Genomic DNA, 14,700 nt, shown 5'->3' with positions numbered 1-14,700 from the left:
GGTTAAGTTTTGTAAAAAATAAAAATGCCCCTTCGTTTATTTACAAAGAGGCATTTCAACAACAAAAACAACTTGATAACTAATTAGTTAACCAGTTTTCTGCTGATTTATATTCGTCAAATTTTTTGACCATACCAGTATCAGGCATCGCCTTGGAAGCAGAGAGTTCTGCAAAAACATTATCGGGGAATATCCATGCAAACTTCTTCATTCCAGCAGAAATCATTTGGGGAAACCATTCTTTTTCTACCCAATCGGAAGCTTTGCTCCATGGACCAGTAACCAAACGGTTATCATTAATAACTTTAGAACATTTTGTTGTCCTAAAAACGGCTAAAATCTCTTTGCCAGATTCAATTACCTTTTCGGTGCTTTGAAAACCGATCCATTTTACATAAATGTATCCTTTGTCTTCAAAATACTCTACCTTAACATTTTTTTTGTTGATTAATAAAACTACAGATTCCATAACGAGAGAAATAGTTAAATTTAAAGAATAATAAATCGTGTTTTTGAAACATATCAGGAGATGGACCATTCCCTGTAATATAAGTATTTTCTACTATGAAACGATGATTTTTGATGGTCATTTTATATTGTGTTTAAAAACATAAACAATTAATTTGTCTACTAAATTCAAACACAGCAAAAGCATGTTCCGAACAGAGCTTAATATCACGCCTTCTCAAAACAAAATCGACCTAAAAAGCAAGCTCCTTTTTATGGGTTCATGCTTTTCAGATAACATTGGGAAGAAATTTGTGGAAAACAAGTTCGATGTGTTGAGCAACCCTTTCGGAGTAATATACAACCCACTTTCAGTACTAGAGCTGATTGATATTGCACAAAAAGGTAAAGCCCTTCCCCAACATCTTTTTGTGCAAAACCAGGAAATCTGGTACCATTACCTCCTCCATTCAGACCTTTCCAATACGAAAAAAGCACGCCTTGAAGCTGATATTGATAAAAAGCTCACGGAAACAAAAGAACAATTAAATAACATTGACTTTCTAATTGTCACATTGGGCACTGCTAATGTGTTCCAACTTGCAAAAAGCGGAGAAACCGTGGCAAATTGCCATAAAATACCCCGCTATACTTTTGAAAGAAGGATGCTAGACATAGAGGAAATTGTAAATGGATTTGAAGAAATGCTTGCATTACTTTCTCCAAACACTAAGGTGATATTAACGGTAAGCCCCGTTCGCCATGTTCGAGATTCGCTACAAACAAATGCCATTTCCAAGTCGATACTAAGACTAACTGCTCACCAACTCCAAACTAGAAATGAGCAAGTGGACTATTTTCCAGCTTACGAACTCTTACTCGACGATTTGAGAGATTACCGCTTCTACGCCAGCGATATGGTGCACCCATCTGAAGAGGCTATTGAATATATCTCACAGAAATTTCATGAAACTTATTTGAGCGATAGCGCAACTGCTTTTATAAAGAAATGGGGAAAGTTAAACAAAGCCCTTCACCACCGACCTTTCCATACAGACACAAATGCCTATGCCGATTTTTTGGAGAAAACGTTGGAAAAATTAAATACGATTACCGAAGTGAATGTAGAAAAGGAGATTGAAGAAGTAAAAAACAAAATTGAAAATTTGTAGGAAAAGGGAAAAAGCTTCTTCTACTTAAAACTTCTTTTCTCGAACAAAAAAAGCACTTCCTCTCCTCCTCCCGAAATTACGGCTTTGATCCCGTCTCCACTTTTAGCATATTTAATCACTTTAGGAAACTCATTTTCAGGGTTCTCGCATACAAACAACTCTTTTTCTATTTGCGTAAGCTTGAATACAGTCGGCTCAGTATCGCCTTTGCCCAAAACTTCAAAATTCCACGCATCATCAGCGCCAACTAGCATGATTTGTTCTTGCCAAATGGTATCATTATTCTGAATAGTGAACCCTGTTCCTTGGTATGTTTCAATATTTTTTTTGCGCCAGGTTTCAAACGTTTTCTTGCCTGCTTTTTCATTGCTCCTCTGCCAATCTCCCACTAGCCAATCGAACGACAACTCCTGAGCTTTTTGTTCAGGAGCTGACTGAGTAGATGACTCATCACTTTTACAAGACAGTACTAAAAATACTAGAAAAAAGACCCATAAATTTTTCATTTACCCTTCGTTTAAAAGATGATTCAGCTACGATATCTTGGTGGCTTATAAATAATCAGAAACTGCATCACGAGCCCAATGGCAATAAGAAATCCCATTTCAAGCCGCGACAATATATCATTGCTATTTATTATTCGGTTTGAGTTATTGATCAACCTCTCACCTTCTTTTATTTGGATGGAAGATAAAGCATCCAGATCATCAAAAATCAAATTATATTGTACCATGAGTTCGTCCAAAGCTAAATTGTCCGTACTAGAAGCCAATTGGCTTTTAATAGTATTTTCCATTTCCCATAGTTTATCAAACTGCTGTTGCAAGGACTCAAAATGATAATCCTCCCGCGAAGTTAGCTTTGTCGTGGCATATTTTTCTATCAAAGTCCGAATAGAGTCATTTATCCTATCGTTTTGTTCTCCTAAGCTCTTGGCTCTATCAAAATACAAATTCTCTTTCTTCTTTGTTACTTGCCTTGAAAGGTTATACAGGTATCCTTTTACTACTAATCTATCCTCATAAACCGAGGTATAGGCGTCTTGTACAATACTAAAGTGGTTTTTATCCATCATATTAGTTGCAAAAACTAATATGAACACAACTAATAATGCCATTACGGCTTTTACCTTTTGGGTAATCGATAGTTTCAATTTCATATATCTAAACATTTTTATTTAAAAACTACCTAACCTATCAACTGTTTCGATAACTCTATAAACCTTATCTATTCGAATAAGTCAATAGTATAGTCCAACAAATCTTGCCCTCCATGCTTTCCATGACCGGGGATGATGATGTTTGCATCCCCAAAAACAGCTTTAACCTCCCGCACTGTTGCTGGCCAAGCAGCTACATCGGCATCTTCCAAATTGCCTTTTCCAGCCCCAGTTTCTTTTATCAAGCATCCGCCAAATAGTACTTTCTCGCTAGGGAAATAGCTCACTATATTGTCCTTCGTATGACCTGCGCCTGCAAACTGGCTGACTACTTTTTTATCGCCTACTTCTAGCTCAAGTAAATCTTCAAACCCGTTTTTGGGCAATACTTCGGTCAGCGTTTTTGCCAAGAAAATAGTTTGGTCAGAAGCATAAGATTCAATTTCCCGAGCATGAAACTCTTCCAAGCCACCTAGGCAGTCCACATGAAAATGGGTTACCACTACTCCCTTTACTTTTGCACCCAAAGTCCCTTCAACCCAATCTATCAACTCTTTTGATTCTGAATCACTTACGGGCGTATCGAAAACCAACGCTTCACCATTGTCTATTACTACCATTCCATTGCACGGCACTTTTCCAAAGTCTTGCGAATTGAAATAAGAAACATGTACAAATGCATTTTTAGAAACCTGCTCTATTTTCAAGGTTTCGCTTTCGTATAGAAGCTCTCCTTTATCCTCAGAACAGCCCAAAACCCCCATTATAAAAAACAGTCCAATTGTCAATTTTAATCTCATGTTAAATAATTTCTTCTATGTTACAAAGTAAGTGATTTCACCGCTGCAAATTAGTAATATTCTGTCAGTCTGATTCTGCAACATTCGTATATATGCCCAAAAAGCTTATATTTATGATATCTACAGCACCACAATACTTACCACGTTATTCTAATTGATGAAATACAACGTAAACGAACGACTAGAGCTTCTCCAGAATGCTGAACCATTTTCTTCCTTAGAGACCTATTTGTTGGAGCAGATAGCCCAATTATTAGAAGAAACTGACGTACCCCAAGGAACAACCCTTTTTAGGAAAGGTGACCCTGGTAATACATTCTACATAATTGCCGAGGGAGAGGTGAAAATATTTGATGGAGAGCAAATATTTGCCAAGTTAGGAAAGGGTAAAATATTTGGAGAATTCTCCTTATTCGATAATGCCATCCGCACCGCAAATGTTGTCACCCTTGCAGATAGCTCCCTCCTGTCCTTGGAAAGGGATACTTTTTTTGAACTTGCTAGCCAAAACAAAACCTTGGTTATGGCCATGACCCGCCAGCTTACCAAATACATTATTGACAAAAACAAACTAGAGAAAAAGCTACGCCAAAGCCACACAGCTATAGAAGCCAAAAACCAAGAATTGCTTCAAATTAACGAGGAGAAAAACCAACTTCTGGGCATCATCGCACATGACCTTCGCAACCCGCTTACTGCGGCCATGGTAGTTTCGGAAATGCTCAAGGAAGGTACGCCCGGGACTAAGGAAGACTTTGAAAAATGCATCTCCCTCATCAATAAATCGCTGAGCAGGATAGGCACAATGGTAGATAGGATTTTGGATTTGAAAAACCTAGAAGCACCAGCCCACCAGCCCGAGATAATGTTACACTCCCTCCCGAATCTATTAGGCGAAGCCATTAGTTCTTTAAAAGAACAGGCTACGCAAAAGGGGATTTCTATCCTTGAGGAAATAGACGATTGCAAAGGAAAAGTAGACCATGAGCGGTTTAGGCAAATTTGCGAAAACCTTATTTCCAACAGCATCAAGTTTTCTCCTATCAATACCCAAGTACGTATCCGACTGCAAGACTGTGTTGATTGCATTAAACTCATAGTAAGCGACCAAGGTCCTGGCTTTAGCGAGGAAGACAAGCAGAAAATGTTTGGCAAATTCCAACGGCTCAGCGCCCAACCCACGGGTGGAGAACCTTCTACTGGACTGGGGCTTTCCATTGTGAAACAGTACGTAACCGATTTGGAAGGGAAACTATTTCTTGAAAGCGAAGAAGGGAAAGGAGCTTCTTTTATAGTGGAGCTTGGGAAGTAAAATCATTCTATTCTATCCTCTCCCCTTTTTTGTCAATCACAAACCATTCATCACTTTCAACTCTCCTGTGTTCCTCCAGGTCTACAACTTCCTTCGCATCAAATGTTACTTCAGCCTTTCCATTTTCAAACGGCTTGGCAAAATCGTAGATGCAAGGGATTACGACTTTCCCATATTTATTGGCAAATCCCATTTTCCCATTCCGCAAGACTCTGGTAAATCCTTCACTGAAGTAATCTGGTCCGTTGTCAAACATCATCAAGTCGAATAATATGTTCTGATGTTTGTCGATTGCCAGCTTTCTGCCCCAAGTACTATCGTTTGGATGTTCCAAAACAGTTGCATAGTAGATCAATGAGTCCGCTCCAAAATAGGCGTATTTCCCAAAGGGAATAACCGTATCTCCCTGCATATCCACATAGGCAACGCTCGAACCATACTCCAAATATCCTTCGTCAGAAACAGCAACCAGAGGAGGTTCAGAACTTGCCCCAACCTCCTGAATATCAAAATATTGAAAACCTGTCATTTCTTGTTCCACATCTTTTCTACATGATAGCAAAGTCAAAAGACTGAATACGATTACTATTGAGTTTTTGGTTTTCATGGTTTCAAATTCAATGCAGCATTTGTAGTCTAAATACCCCTTTAAATTTAGTCTAGAAGAATTTCCTTTTGGAATATTTCAACAAATATAACCTCTAGTATGATTGCTCTATAAACTAGAGGTATGATTCAGTCATTAAAAAAATAAGCAGATGATTTATCACCGAATATCCCCCACCCCCTATTTTGAATCCTAACCTTCCTACACTAATTTACACTTACCTAATATAATTTTCATAGTTATTCACCAAAACAATTATCTCATGTTCAAAAGACTCCTTATCTTCACAAGCTTAGGTTGTATTCTGTATGCTTGCACCAGTCCAAAGGCTACTGAAGTTTCCGAAGAAGAAACTCCTAAAGAAATTATCGACCAAGTGGCTATAGCCAGACTTGACTCTACCCTCCAAAGCTTTGTGGAAGCTGGAAAAATTGCTGGAATATCTGCTCTGATCTATGAAAAAGGAGAGGAAAAATACTTCAAAGCCCTTGGCTATTCTGACAGGGAAGACAGCATTCCCATGGCTCGCAACACCCTCGCCATTATCTATTCTATGACCAAGCCGGTTACAGGTGCTGCATTGATGACGCTTTACGACGAAGGCAAGTTCCAACTAGACGATCCTCTTTCAAAGTACTTACCCGCATTTGCCAACCCGCAAGTGTACACCGGAGTTGATGCCGAAGGGAATGTGCTTACCGAACCCGCCAACCGACCAATCACCATTCGAGACATTACCCGCCATACGGCAGGCTTCGTAAACCGAGGAGATATCCCCGGCTTGGGCAAAATGTGGAATGAGCTGGATATTTATAACCCAGAAGGTTCACTTGCCGAGATGGGCAAAAAGCTTTCGAGCATTCCGCTGTGGTACCAGCCCGGCACACAATGGGAATACGGCATCAGTGTAGATATTCAAGCATTGCTGGTCGAGACTATTGCTGGAAAACCTTACAAGGAATATTTGAGGGAAAATGTGCTAGCCCCACTAGGAATGGACGAAACTAGGTATTATGTCCCCGAAACTGATATTGAAAGGCTTACAGCTTTGTATCATTTGGGAGAAGACGGGGTATTAAATAGAGTGCCCGATGAACAAGGAAGAGGCTTTCACATTAGTGATGCATCGCTCACTCCGGGAGGCTGGGGCTTAACTTCTACGCTCGACGATTATACGAAGCTTGCCCAAATGTACCTCAACAAAGGAACGTTGAATGGCGCAACTATCCTCCAACCAGAAACGGTTACGCTTATGTCAACTAGCCACCTGCCCGATAGCATCACCGAACGCTCTTGGTTACCTAGCAAAGGGCAAGTAGGTTTTGGGATAGACTTTGCCGTAAGGGTAGCCCCACCGGCAAATGCTGAGGAAAACAACGGAGTAGTTGGCGAGTTCTTCTGGGACGGCGCAGCAAGCACCCTCTTTTGGGTAGACCCCGTAAACGAGCTAACTGCTGTCATGTTCGTTCAGCTTTTCCCGTACGACCAGATCGGCTTGCATAAGGGTTTTCGCAATGCTATTTACGGTCCTTTTGAGCCAGTGAAAGAGAATACAGAGATGTAGATAAAAAGCATCTCGGTTTTCTTAGAAGAAAGCCCGAGATGCTTTTGTTTTTTAACTTGTAGAGACATCTTTACATTCTAAAAAGTAGACGTATAAAAGAACTCAAATTTTGGGGCAACATGTTTTCAGCAGAAATAAAAAGTAAACCAGACGAAGATATTTCCATCCTTGTAAAACTAAACAACCACCCTTGGAATTACCTCTGCGAATGTGGAGAAGCCAGTAACTTAACAGTAAAAGAAGTCCAAAACTGTAATGCTATTTTTATTAGCCATACCCATATCGATCATTTTATAAATTTTGATACAGTAATAAGGCATCAGGTTGGGACACAAAGAAGGGTGGTTATTTGCGGACCGAAAGACATTGCCCAACATGTGCAGGCCAAGCTAAAAAGCTATACATGGAACTTGGTAGAAAAAGGAGCGATCATTTATGAAATAAGAGAAATGGTCTCTGAAAACAACATCATGACTTATCAAATTGAGCCTCCGCTCTGGGAGCTAAAACAAACCGACAGCATCAACGACACTATTATTTTTAAGGAAAAGTCATTTATTGTTGCCGCTACCCTACTCGACCATAAAACGCCTACATTGGCTTATAAATTTGAAGAAAACGATTCTCTCAAAATGGACATCCAAGCTAGCGGGTTTAGAGGGGGGAAATGGGTGAAGGAATTGAAAGATGCTTTTGAAAAACAGCAGGCCGATGCTACCATTGTTATTGAGGGAAAGAATTATAAAACGGCCGACCTTTTTCATTTGCTCCACATCCAAAAAGGGGATTCCTTAGGTATAGTTATGGACCACGCTGCCAATAAAGAAAACCATCTGAAAATAAAGAATCATTTTTGGCAGTGCAGGCAAGTATTTATAGAAAGCTACTACAAAGAAGAAGACCAAGAGTTTGCCGCACTCAATTACCATAGTTACTCGACCCAATCTGGAAAGATAATGCGGGAAACACTAGTAAAAGAAGCAATTCCCATCCATTTTTCTAGAAAATACAACCAAGCAGAAATAGATGAATTGGTAAAGGAATTTGAAAATAGTTTAAACGAAGTTGTCTAAATGATCAATAGTATTCTCAAATCACTTTTATATATACTCGCTTTATTCATATTGACAAACTGCAACTATGAAACAGAGAAGAGTATTGATATTACCAGCAAGATTTTGCCCAATGGTATGATCATGGTGATTAAAAAAACCAACAAAGAAACTACTGCCACTGGGATGATAACTAAACACAACTATGGCACATCGCATAGTTTTAGGTATAATATCTCCTTCGACCATGGGGACATCATTTGGGAAGGAGGAAGTGGTGAACCCAAAAACATTCTATTTTGTAAAGACACTATGTATATCCGCTATCTCAAAGAGAAAAGCATAAAAGTTGAATATACAGATTCGGTCGACAACACCATTAAAGCCGACTACCATTACGAAATTCGGGAAGTGTATCAAAAGCATATTGATGGCCGCTATTTCTTCAAGCTTTTTGGAGACGAATATTGGGTAGATATTATGCCAGAAAACTACCCTCACCAAAGAGAATTTTGCGAAGAATATCCAATACCAAATGACGGAGAATTGTCTTTGGACTCAATAAGTCAATAGGAAAATGCCTTCCGCTGCTGTTCGCTATACAATACCTCATTCTTATAAGTTTTGAGATGAAGCATCAGAAGGCATTCAAGTCTATCAAGGAAACTTAGGGAATTTAGAAAAGTCTCTTGGTCTTTTTTCCAAAAATGCATTTCTTCCTTCTACCGCCTCATCGGTTCCATAAGCCAATCGGGTAGTTTCTCCCATCAATACTTGCTGGCCTACCAATCCATCGTCGATCATGTTGAAGCTAAATTTCAACATTTTTATGGCTGTTGGGCTTTTGGTCATTATTTCTTGCGCCCAGTCATAGGCTACTTCTTCCAACTCCTCGTGGGGAACAACTTTATTGACCATCCCCATTTCATATGCTTCTTGCGCAGAATAGTCCGCTCCTAAAAAGAAGATTTCCCTTGCCCGCTTTTGCCCAACTTGGCGTGCCAAATAAGCAGAGCCATAGCCACCATCGAAGCTGGCCACATCGGCATCCGTTTGTTTGAAAATTGCGTGCTCCTTGCTTGCAAGCGTAAGATCGCAGACTACATGCAAGCTATGTCCACCGCCAACAGCCCAGCCTGGCACTACAGCAATCACCACTTTGTTCATAAAGCGAATCTGGCGCTGTACATCTAATATATTGAATCGGTTGATACCATTCTCGCCTTTGTAGCCCGTAGTGGAACGGACACGCTGGTCGCCTCCAGAGCAGAATGCCCAGCCACCGTCTTTGGGAGATGGTCCTTCTCCTGTAAGCAATACCACCCCTATTTCTTGGCTTTCGTGGCAAATGATCAACGCTTCCCACAATTCATCTACTGTTTTGGGGGTAAATGCATTTCTACACTCAGGCCTGTTGATGGCAATTCTTGCTACGCCATTCAAGCTCTTGAAAGTGATTTCCTCGTATTCCTTTTCCGTTTTCCACGCTAGATTTGCCATTGCTCATACTTTTGTTTGAAATGCCACAAATATAAGAACTGGCATGAAAGTGAGGTGACTTTTTTAGGATTTCGAGTAGTCAGTTTACAGTTAGGGGATATGGAACTGATTTAGGCTTTTGGCTAAAGCCTCTTTTAATTAGATAGAAAATGTACGACCTAAAGGTCACTCCTAATTTATAAAAAAGAAACAAATTACTAAGCAGGGCTTTATTAAGATTGACTAAATAACCGTCATTTTTGTAAAGATGTTTAGAGAAAAACCCTGTAGGGGTTTCATAATTGTAGTAATTAGCATAAACATTCCATCAACCCCTTGAGGGGTTGCAGAAACCTACATTTCACACAAATTCTGCAACACCTACGGCGTTGTTTTCATCTGCTTGGCCAAATCTACAATACTGGAACCTCTACGAGGTTCTTTTACATCTAATAAAATCCCCAAAAGGTATAGATTGCAATGTTGCAGATAAGCCACAGGCTACTATTAGACATAATAATTATGTCGCTTAAAAAATCAATCTTAATTAAGTCCCGTTCAAAAGGAAAACGACAAAGCTACTCCTTACCAAAAATTCTCTTTCTATGCTTGATACCCCAATCTTGCAATTCTAAAATGACTTTCTTCAAAGTTTTAGAATATTCTGTAGGTGCGTATTCAGTTCGGACAGGAAAACCATTGATAACGCTACGAACTATCAACTGACTGGCTTCCAAGTCCTTCAACTCTTTTGACAAAACCTTAGTGCTCAACTTCGGAATACTTCGTTCGATTTCTCTAAAGTGCTTATTACCTTCCCAAATGGAAATTAATATTAAAATTTTCCATTTGCCACCTATCACTTCCAATGTATCCTTTACAGGCAACAGTGCAGACATGCATTCTTTATGTTCTTTCTTTTTCATCTTTTGACTTTGATTACTTTAAGGTAACTGGTTACCTAAAGGTAACTGATTATATAAAGTAACCAAGTTTCTGTAAACTTGCACAGTAATTAAATAAACACTATGAAAAAAAATATCACAACACTTTTATTAAGCATTCTTGTAGTATCAGCAAGTATTGCTCAAACAGTGGATAGCGAAAAGTCTATTGTTAACTTCAAAATAGACAATATGAAAATCAATACCGTGGAAGGTACTTTTTCAGGAATGAACGGAAATGTAAATTTCAACACAAACAATCCTGCAAATTCCACATTTGATGTCCGTATAGATGCTTCTACGGTAAATACTGATAAGATCATGTTTAAAAATTTTAAATAGGCATTTTTTTGATCCTATTAAGTATTATTTGGCAGTTTTGCCATAAAACCCAAGCTTCTTGGCTTTTGGTAGTTTTTTCATAGTCTTTGGACAGCCTCCGGAAGAAATTGAACGTGCCGAATGTCCTCTCGGTGACCCATCTCCACTTGATGGGCACAAAGCCCCTGGGGGTTGGGGGACAAGAGGATATCTCGACCTCTACGCCCCTTATGTTGTCCTCTACCCATCCGGTGAACTTCTTTTTATAGGCCTGGTCTGCCAGGATCTTTTCCATCCTGTGCAGGTAGCCCAAGAGGGGCTCCACCACCCGTTGCCCTATCGTGCCGTCATGCTCGTTGGCGCCAGTGGCGACCACTCCCCATACCAGCCCGAGCGTATCGGTGATGACGTGCCTTTTTCTCCCGTTCACCTTCTTGTTGCCGTCCAGCCCCGTGTCCTGCCCGATAAAAGGCGCGCACTTTACCGACTGGCTATCAATGGAAAGCATGCTCGGGGTCGCCTTCTTGCCCTTCCTCTTGCGCTCTAGTTGGTTGAGTGCCGCGTTCAGCCGAAAAAGCGTGTTGTCCCCCTGCCACTTGCGGAAATAATAGTATACCACATTCCAAGGAGGGCGTCCCTCGCCCGAGAGGCTGCGCCACTGCTGTCCGCTGCGCATGCAGTACAAGATCGAGTCCACCACGTCCCTGAGGTCATATTTGCGTTTCCTTTCCACGGGAAGATATTCTTTTATATATTGCCATTGCCGGGAGGTCAAGCGGGTATATCCTGTTTCCATAAACTTTGTTGTTTCGTCACTACAAAGTTTTAGCCTGCCCGGCTCTTTTCAAAATTTAAACATGCTCTAATACTAAACGCGATGACCATTTGCGATCACCAGACTTTTTTAATACTCAAAAATTCCCGACAATCTGTTTCAAATCCAGTAGTACTTCGTCTAGTAATGGGCACTTTCTTGTAAAGGGTAAATTGACGATGCACGGAATTACCAAAGAAGTGGAAATTCCTTTTAAACTTACAAATAACGTTTTTACAGGGACTTTAACCTTAAAACGATTAGACTACCTTATAGGAGAGGACACCAGTAAATTTATGGTTGGTGATGAAGTTGAAATAGAAATCACTTGTACAATAAATGAATAGAAAATTGCAGATCAGAAAAAACCAAAAAGACTTACGATAGGTTTATGGTCTCAAACTCGTCAAACACTTGCTGTTCGAGGTTTGTAACCTCGAACCTTTATTGTAGGACTTGCAGTCCGTCTTTTTAACTAGGCTTTACCCAATGATCTATCATAGGTAGCGAAAGAATACAAAGCAGTAATAAAAGCCCCATGAGCAGGCCCAAAATAGTAGAATTCGAGCCTGCAAGATAGTCGAGAGATGCTGAAATAGCTTTGGTTGAAACCGAAAGAGCTACAAGAAGTACTGAAAGCCACTAAGGAGGCATCAAAATACACCTGAACGCAATGAAAGACCTATAAGATCTTGTTTTAGAGCTTTAGTCGGCAATTTAATAGCATACATTACCTCTTTTTCTATTGCTCTCAAGATCTAAAAGGATGCTTTGCAAAATATCCTTTTGACTTTATACCTATTTCTTGTGCCCCTACCCTCCTCCATGCAAGAGATAGCTTAAAAATAGCCGGGTTTATACCCAAATTTGAGAGATAACCTAAAAACATTACTCAGACTATAACATTGAGTATATTTTACATATCTCCTCTAGAAAGCTTGCCTAAAAACCAGAACTTGGCTAACGAATTGATGGGTACACGTTAGTTAGCTGTTCAATAATTTATTCACCTAATACAAAAGTCAATGACAAATTTCAAGAACACACAAAAAATGAAGTGGAAGTTAAATTGACAAGATTGGTAAAGTTCATTCCATTCAGACACAAAAATATATCTAACCTTGATTACAATTTAAAGATCAATCTTGTTGAGAAAACGGTAGCCCAAAAACTCGAGCAATTTTATTTTCCTACTAAAGAAGATACTATTACAAGCGAATTAATTGAAAGAAAATTAGCGGATTACCTTGAAGGCACTGAAAAACAGTATCGCATGAATAAAAAAACGAACATAATAGAATTGGTCTTATCACCTAGGAATCCTATATATCCAAGTCTGGCTATGGAGCCTATTCCTTTTAAAGAAATTAAAGATTAACACAAAGACAAAGTCACTCTGCTTTCTATAGAAGCTAATTTTAACTTGTGCTTTAAAGTAAAAGTCTCACAAAAGAACTTCTTCTATCCTATATTAGGGTTATGTAAATATATATGTGGCATAAGCACAGCTACAATTGCATCTGTATGGATGTTACAGGTAACTAGAAAATCATTTAAAAAGGATGAATAAAATTGCAGTAATTGGTGGCTTAGGGGCTTTATCTAGTGCAGACTTGTTTTTTAAACTTCTGAAAAACAAATCAGCCTTAAAAAATCAAAATAATTATCATTTCATTTTTGAACAGCAACCCTATAGTCAGATTGGATCTGCTTTATTTGAAGAGCAGGATATTAAATCAAGAAAGTTTTACGCTTTCAATTTATGCAAAAATTTTGAACAAAAAAACGTGTCTAAAATTTTACTTCCATGCTTTGCAAGTCATTCATTTTTAGGTGAGCTGCAACAAGAAACACCAATCACTATTGTAAATATTTTTGATGCTACAACCGATTATTTAAACTTAAGATTTGAGAAGGGAACAAAAATAGGAGTGCTTACCTCTAGCTTTGTGAAAGAATCATTCTTATTGCAGAAATATTTTCAAGACTATGAATTGGTATATCCTGAAAATCAAAACCAGTTAATGAACGCTATATATGGTGAATCAGGCATAAAAAATGGATACTTAGACGGTCTGCCATTAGAATATATACATGAGGCATGTATAGAACTAAAAGCAAAAGGTTGCGAAGTGATCTTGCCTTGTGTAACCGAAATTTCTCTATTGGTAAGTCAGCTTTGGAAAAGAGGGATTTCTATTATAGACGTTAATGAGGTTTATGCAGACTATGCACTAGCAAAAGAAAATAGTCCACAGGTCAAGCCTTTTAAACTTGGAATTGTTGGAGGGGTTGGTCCTTCTGCAACAGTCGATTTTATGAATAAAATCATTCAAAGCACACCAGCTAAAAAAGATCAGGATCACATAAAAATGATAGTTGAACAAAATCCTCAAATTCCCGATAGAACAGCCAATTTGATTAAAAATGAAACAGATCCAACCATTGCGTTATATTCGACTTGCAAAAAATTGGAAGTAGCTGGTTCTAATGTAATAGCAATACCTTGTAATACAGCACATGCTTTTGTAAAAGAAATACAAAAACACCTCAAAGTGCCTATTGTGAATATGATAACAACTACAGCAGAATATATTTTAGAAAATTTTGGGAAGGAAGCCAAAGTAGGGATATTGGCAACAACTGGCACTATTCAAAGCAAAATTTACTATAATGTACTTACCCATTATGGACTTCAGGTTGTTGTTCCCGATGAAACACATCAAGATTATGTAATGGAAAGTATTTATGGGGAATTTGGGGTAAAAGCAGGAAAAACAAATGGACCTTGTAAAGAACAAATTCTGAAAGGCGTTAAACACCTTATTGAAAAAAAAGCTCAGGTAATCATCTTAGGTTGTACTGAATTACCACTTTTGTTTCCTGATACTAAAGAGTTTACAGATACTGAAAAATCAGTTGAGTTAATTGACCCTACTTTAGTTTTAGCAAAGAAAATAGTGAATTTAGCTACTCTAAACTTATAAAAGCACTCTCTGGATTTCCATATTTAATAGATAGCTAATTCT

16 protein-coding genes are annotated in these 14,700 nt (G+C 38.8%); 8 read left to right on the top strand and 8 right to left on the bottom strand.

The window, feature by feature from the left end; all coding sequences use genetic code 11:
• Nucleotides 1-79: 79 nt before the first annotated feature.
• The gene (locus tag R9C00_12160; protein ID WPO38207.1) at nucleotides 80-469 is read right to left on the bottom strand and encodes a hypothetical protein; all 390 of its coding nucleotides are present in this window, start codon (nucleotides 467-469) and stop codon (nucleotides 80-82) included.
• Between the two features lie 184 nt (nucleotides 470-653).
• Between R9C00_12160 and R9C00_12155 the strand changes: the two genes are divergently transcribed.
• Nucleotides 654-1,619 (top strand): GSCFA domain-containing protein, encoded by a 966-nt coding sequence (locus R9C00_12155; protein ID WPO38206.1) that lies wholly within the window; start codon nucleotides 654-656, stop codon nucleotides 1,617-1,619.
• 20 nt (nucleotides 1,620-1,639) lie between these two features.
• Here the strand turns inward: R9C00_12155 and R9C00_12150 are convergent, their stop codons facing one another.
• The 3 genes from R9C00_12150 to bla all read right to left on the bottom strand — a co-directional run bounded on the left by R9C00_12150 (nucleotide 1,640) and on the right by bla (nucleotide 3,578).
• Nucleotides 1,640-2,125: a DUF6265 family protein gene (locus tag R9C00_12150; GenBank protein WPO38205.1), complete on the bottom strand. Its 486-nt coding sequence runs from the start codon at nucleotides 2,123-2,125 to the stop codon at nucleotides 1,640-1,642.
• A gap of 23 nt (nucleotides 2,126-2,148) precedes the next feature.
• Nucleotides 2,149-2,778 carry an MCP four helix bundle domain-containing protein gene (locus tag R9C00_12145; protein WPO38204.1) on the bottom strand — a complete coding sequence of 210 codons (630 nt, stop codon included), beginning with the start codon at nucleotides 2,776-2,778 and terminating at the stop codon, nucleotides 2,149-2,151.
• A 68-nt stretch (nucleotides 2,779-2,846) separates the two neighbouring features.
• Nucleotides 2,847-3,578 carry a subclass B1 metallo-beta-lactamase gene (gene bla, locus R9C00_12140; GenBank protein WPO38203.1) on the bottom strand — a complete coding sequence of 244 codons (732 nt, stop codon included), beginning with the start codon at nucleotides 3,576-3,578 and terminating at the stop codon, nucleotides 2,847-2,849.
• A gap of 157 nt (nucleotides 3,579-3,735) precedes the next feature.
• Between bla and R9C00_12135 the strand changes: the two genes are divergently transcribed.
• Nucleotides 3,736-4,890: a HAMP domain-containing sensor histidine kinase gene (locus tag R9C00_12135; GenBank protein WPO38202.1), complete on the top strand. Its 1,155-nt coding sequence runs from the start codon at nucleotides 3,736-3,738 to the stop codon at nucleotides 4,888-4,890.
• 7 nt (nucleotides 4,891-4,897) lie between these two features.
• Here the strand turns inward: R9C00_12135 and R9C00_12130 are convergent, their stop codons facing one another.
• Nucleotides 4,898-5,497: a WG repeat-containing protein gene (locus R9C00_12130; protein WPO38201.1), complete on the bottom strand. Its 600-nt coding sequence runs from the start codon at nucleotides 5,495-5,497 to the stop codon at nucleotides 4,898-4,900.
• 262 nt (nucleotides 5,498-5,759) lie between these two features.
• Between R9C00_12130 and R9C00_12125 the strand changes: the two genes are divergently transcribed.
• From R9C00_12125 to R9C00_12115, 3 genes are all read left to right on the top strand, one after another.
• A complete protein-coding gene (locus tag R9C00_12125; protein WPO38200.1) occupies nucleotides 5,760-7,061 on the top strand; it encodes a serine hydrolase domain-containing protein in 1,302 nt (433 codons plus the stop codon).
• A 119-nt stretch (nucleotides 7,062-7,180) separates the two neighbouring features.
• Nucleotides 7,181-8,134 carry a peptidase gene (locus R9C00_12120; GenBank protein WPO38199.1) on the top strand — a complete coding sequence of 318 codons (954 nt, stop codon included), beginning with the start codon at nucleotides 7,181-7,183 and terminating at the stop codon, nucleotides 8,132-8,134.
• Complete coding sequence (locus R9C00_12115; protein ID WPO38198.1) at nucleotides 8,135-8,686, top strand: hypothetical protein; 552 nt, start codon at nucleotides 8,135-8,137, stop codon at nucleotides 8,684-8,686.
• 84 nt (nucleotides 8,687-8,770) lie between these two features.
• On the opposite strand, the gene R9C00_12110 is transcribed toward R9C00_12115, so the two are convergent.
• On the bottom strand, nucleotides 8,771-9,613 hold the full coding sequence (locus tag R9C00_12110; GenBank protein ID WPO38197.1) for a 1,4-dihydroxy-2-naphthoyl-CoA synthase: 843 nt from the start codon (nucleotides 9,611-9,613) through the stop codon (nucleotides 8,771-8,773).
• Nucleotides 9,614-10,170: 557 nt separating this feature from the next.
• Nucleotides 10,171-10,518, bottom strand: coding sequence for a helix-turn-helix domain-containing protein (locus R9C00_12105; protein ID WPO38196.1), 348 nt, complete (start codon nucleotides 10,516-10,518; stop codon nucleotides 10,171-10,173).
• Nucleotides 10,519-10,620: 102 nt separating this feature from the next.
• On the opposite strand from R9C00_12105, the gene R9C00_12100 reads away from it, so the two are divergent.
• Nucleotides 10,621-10,878: a YceI family protein gene (locus tag R9C00_12100; protein WPO38195.1), complete on the top strand. Its 258-nt coding sequence runs from the start codon at nucleotides 10,621-10,623 to the stop codon at nucleotides 10,876-10,878.
• Here R9C00_12100 and R9C00_12095 read toward each other — a convergent pair.
• The gene (locus R9C00_12095) at nucleotides 10,871-11,653 is read right to left on the bottom strand and encodes an IS5 family transposase (protein ID WPO38194.1); all 783 of its coding nucleotides are present in this window, start codon (nucleotides 11,651-11,653) and stop codon (nucleotides 10,871-10,873) included. The two genes, R9C00_12100 and R9C00_12095, sit on opposite strands and share 8 nt — an antisense overlap.
• Nucleotides 11,654-12,728: 1,075 nt before the next feature.
• Here R9C00_12095 and R9C00_12090 point away from each other — a divergent pair.
• Complete coding sequence (locus R9C00_12090; protein WPO38193.1) at nucleotides 12,729-13,049, top strand: hypothetical protein; 321 nt, start codon at nucleotides 12,729-12,731, stop codon at nucleotides 13,047-13,049.
• 184 nt (nucleotides 13,050-13,233) lie between these two features.
• Nucleotides 13,234-14,658 carry an amino acid racemase gene (locus tag R9C00_12085; protein ID WPO38192.1) on the top strand — a complete coding sequence of 475 codons (1,425 nt, stop codon included), beginning with the start codon at nucleotides 13,234-13,236 and terminating at the stop codon, nucleotides 14,656-14,658.
• Nucleotides 14,659-14,700: the final 42 nt, after the last annotated feature.

Source organism: Flammeovirgaceae bacterium SG7u.111, assembly GCA_034044135.1.
Classification (GTDB): domain Bacteria; phylum Bacteroidota; class Bacteroidia; order Cytophagales; family Flammeovirgaceae.
The sequence above is the reverse complement of the archived record's forward strand: the minus strand, read 5'-3'. Positions and strand labels throughout refer to the sequence as shown.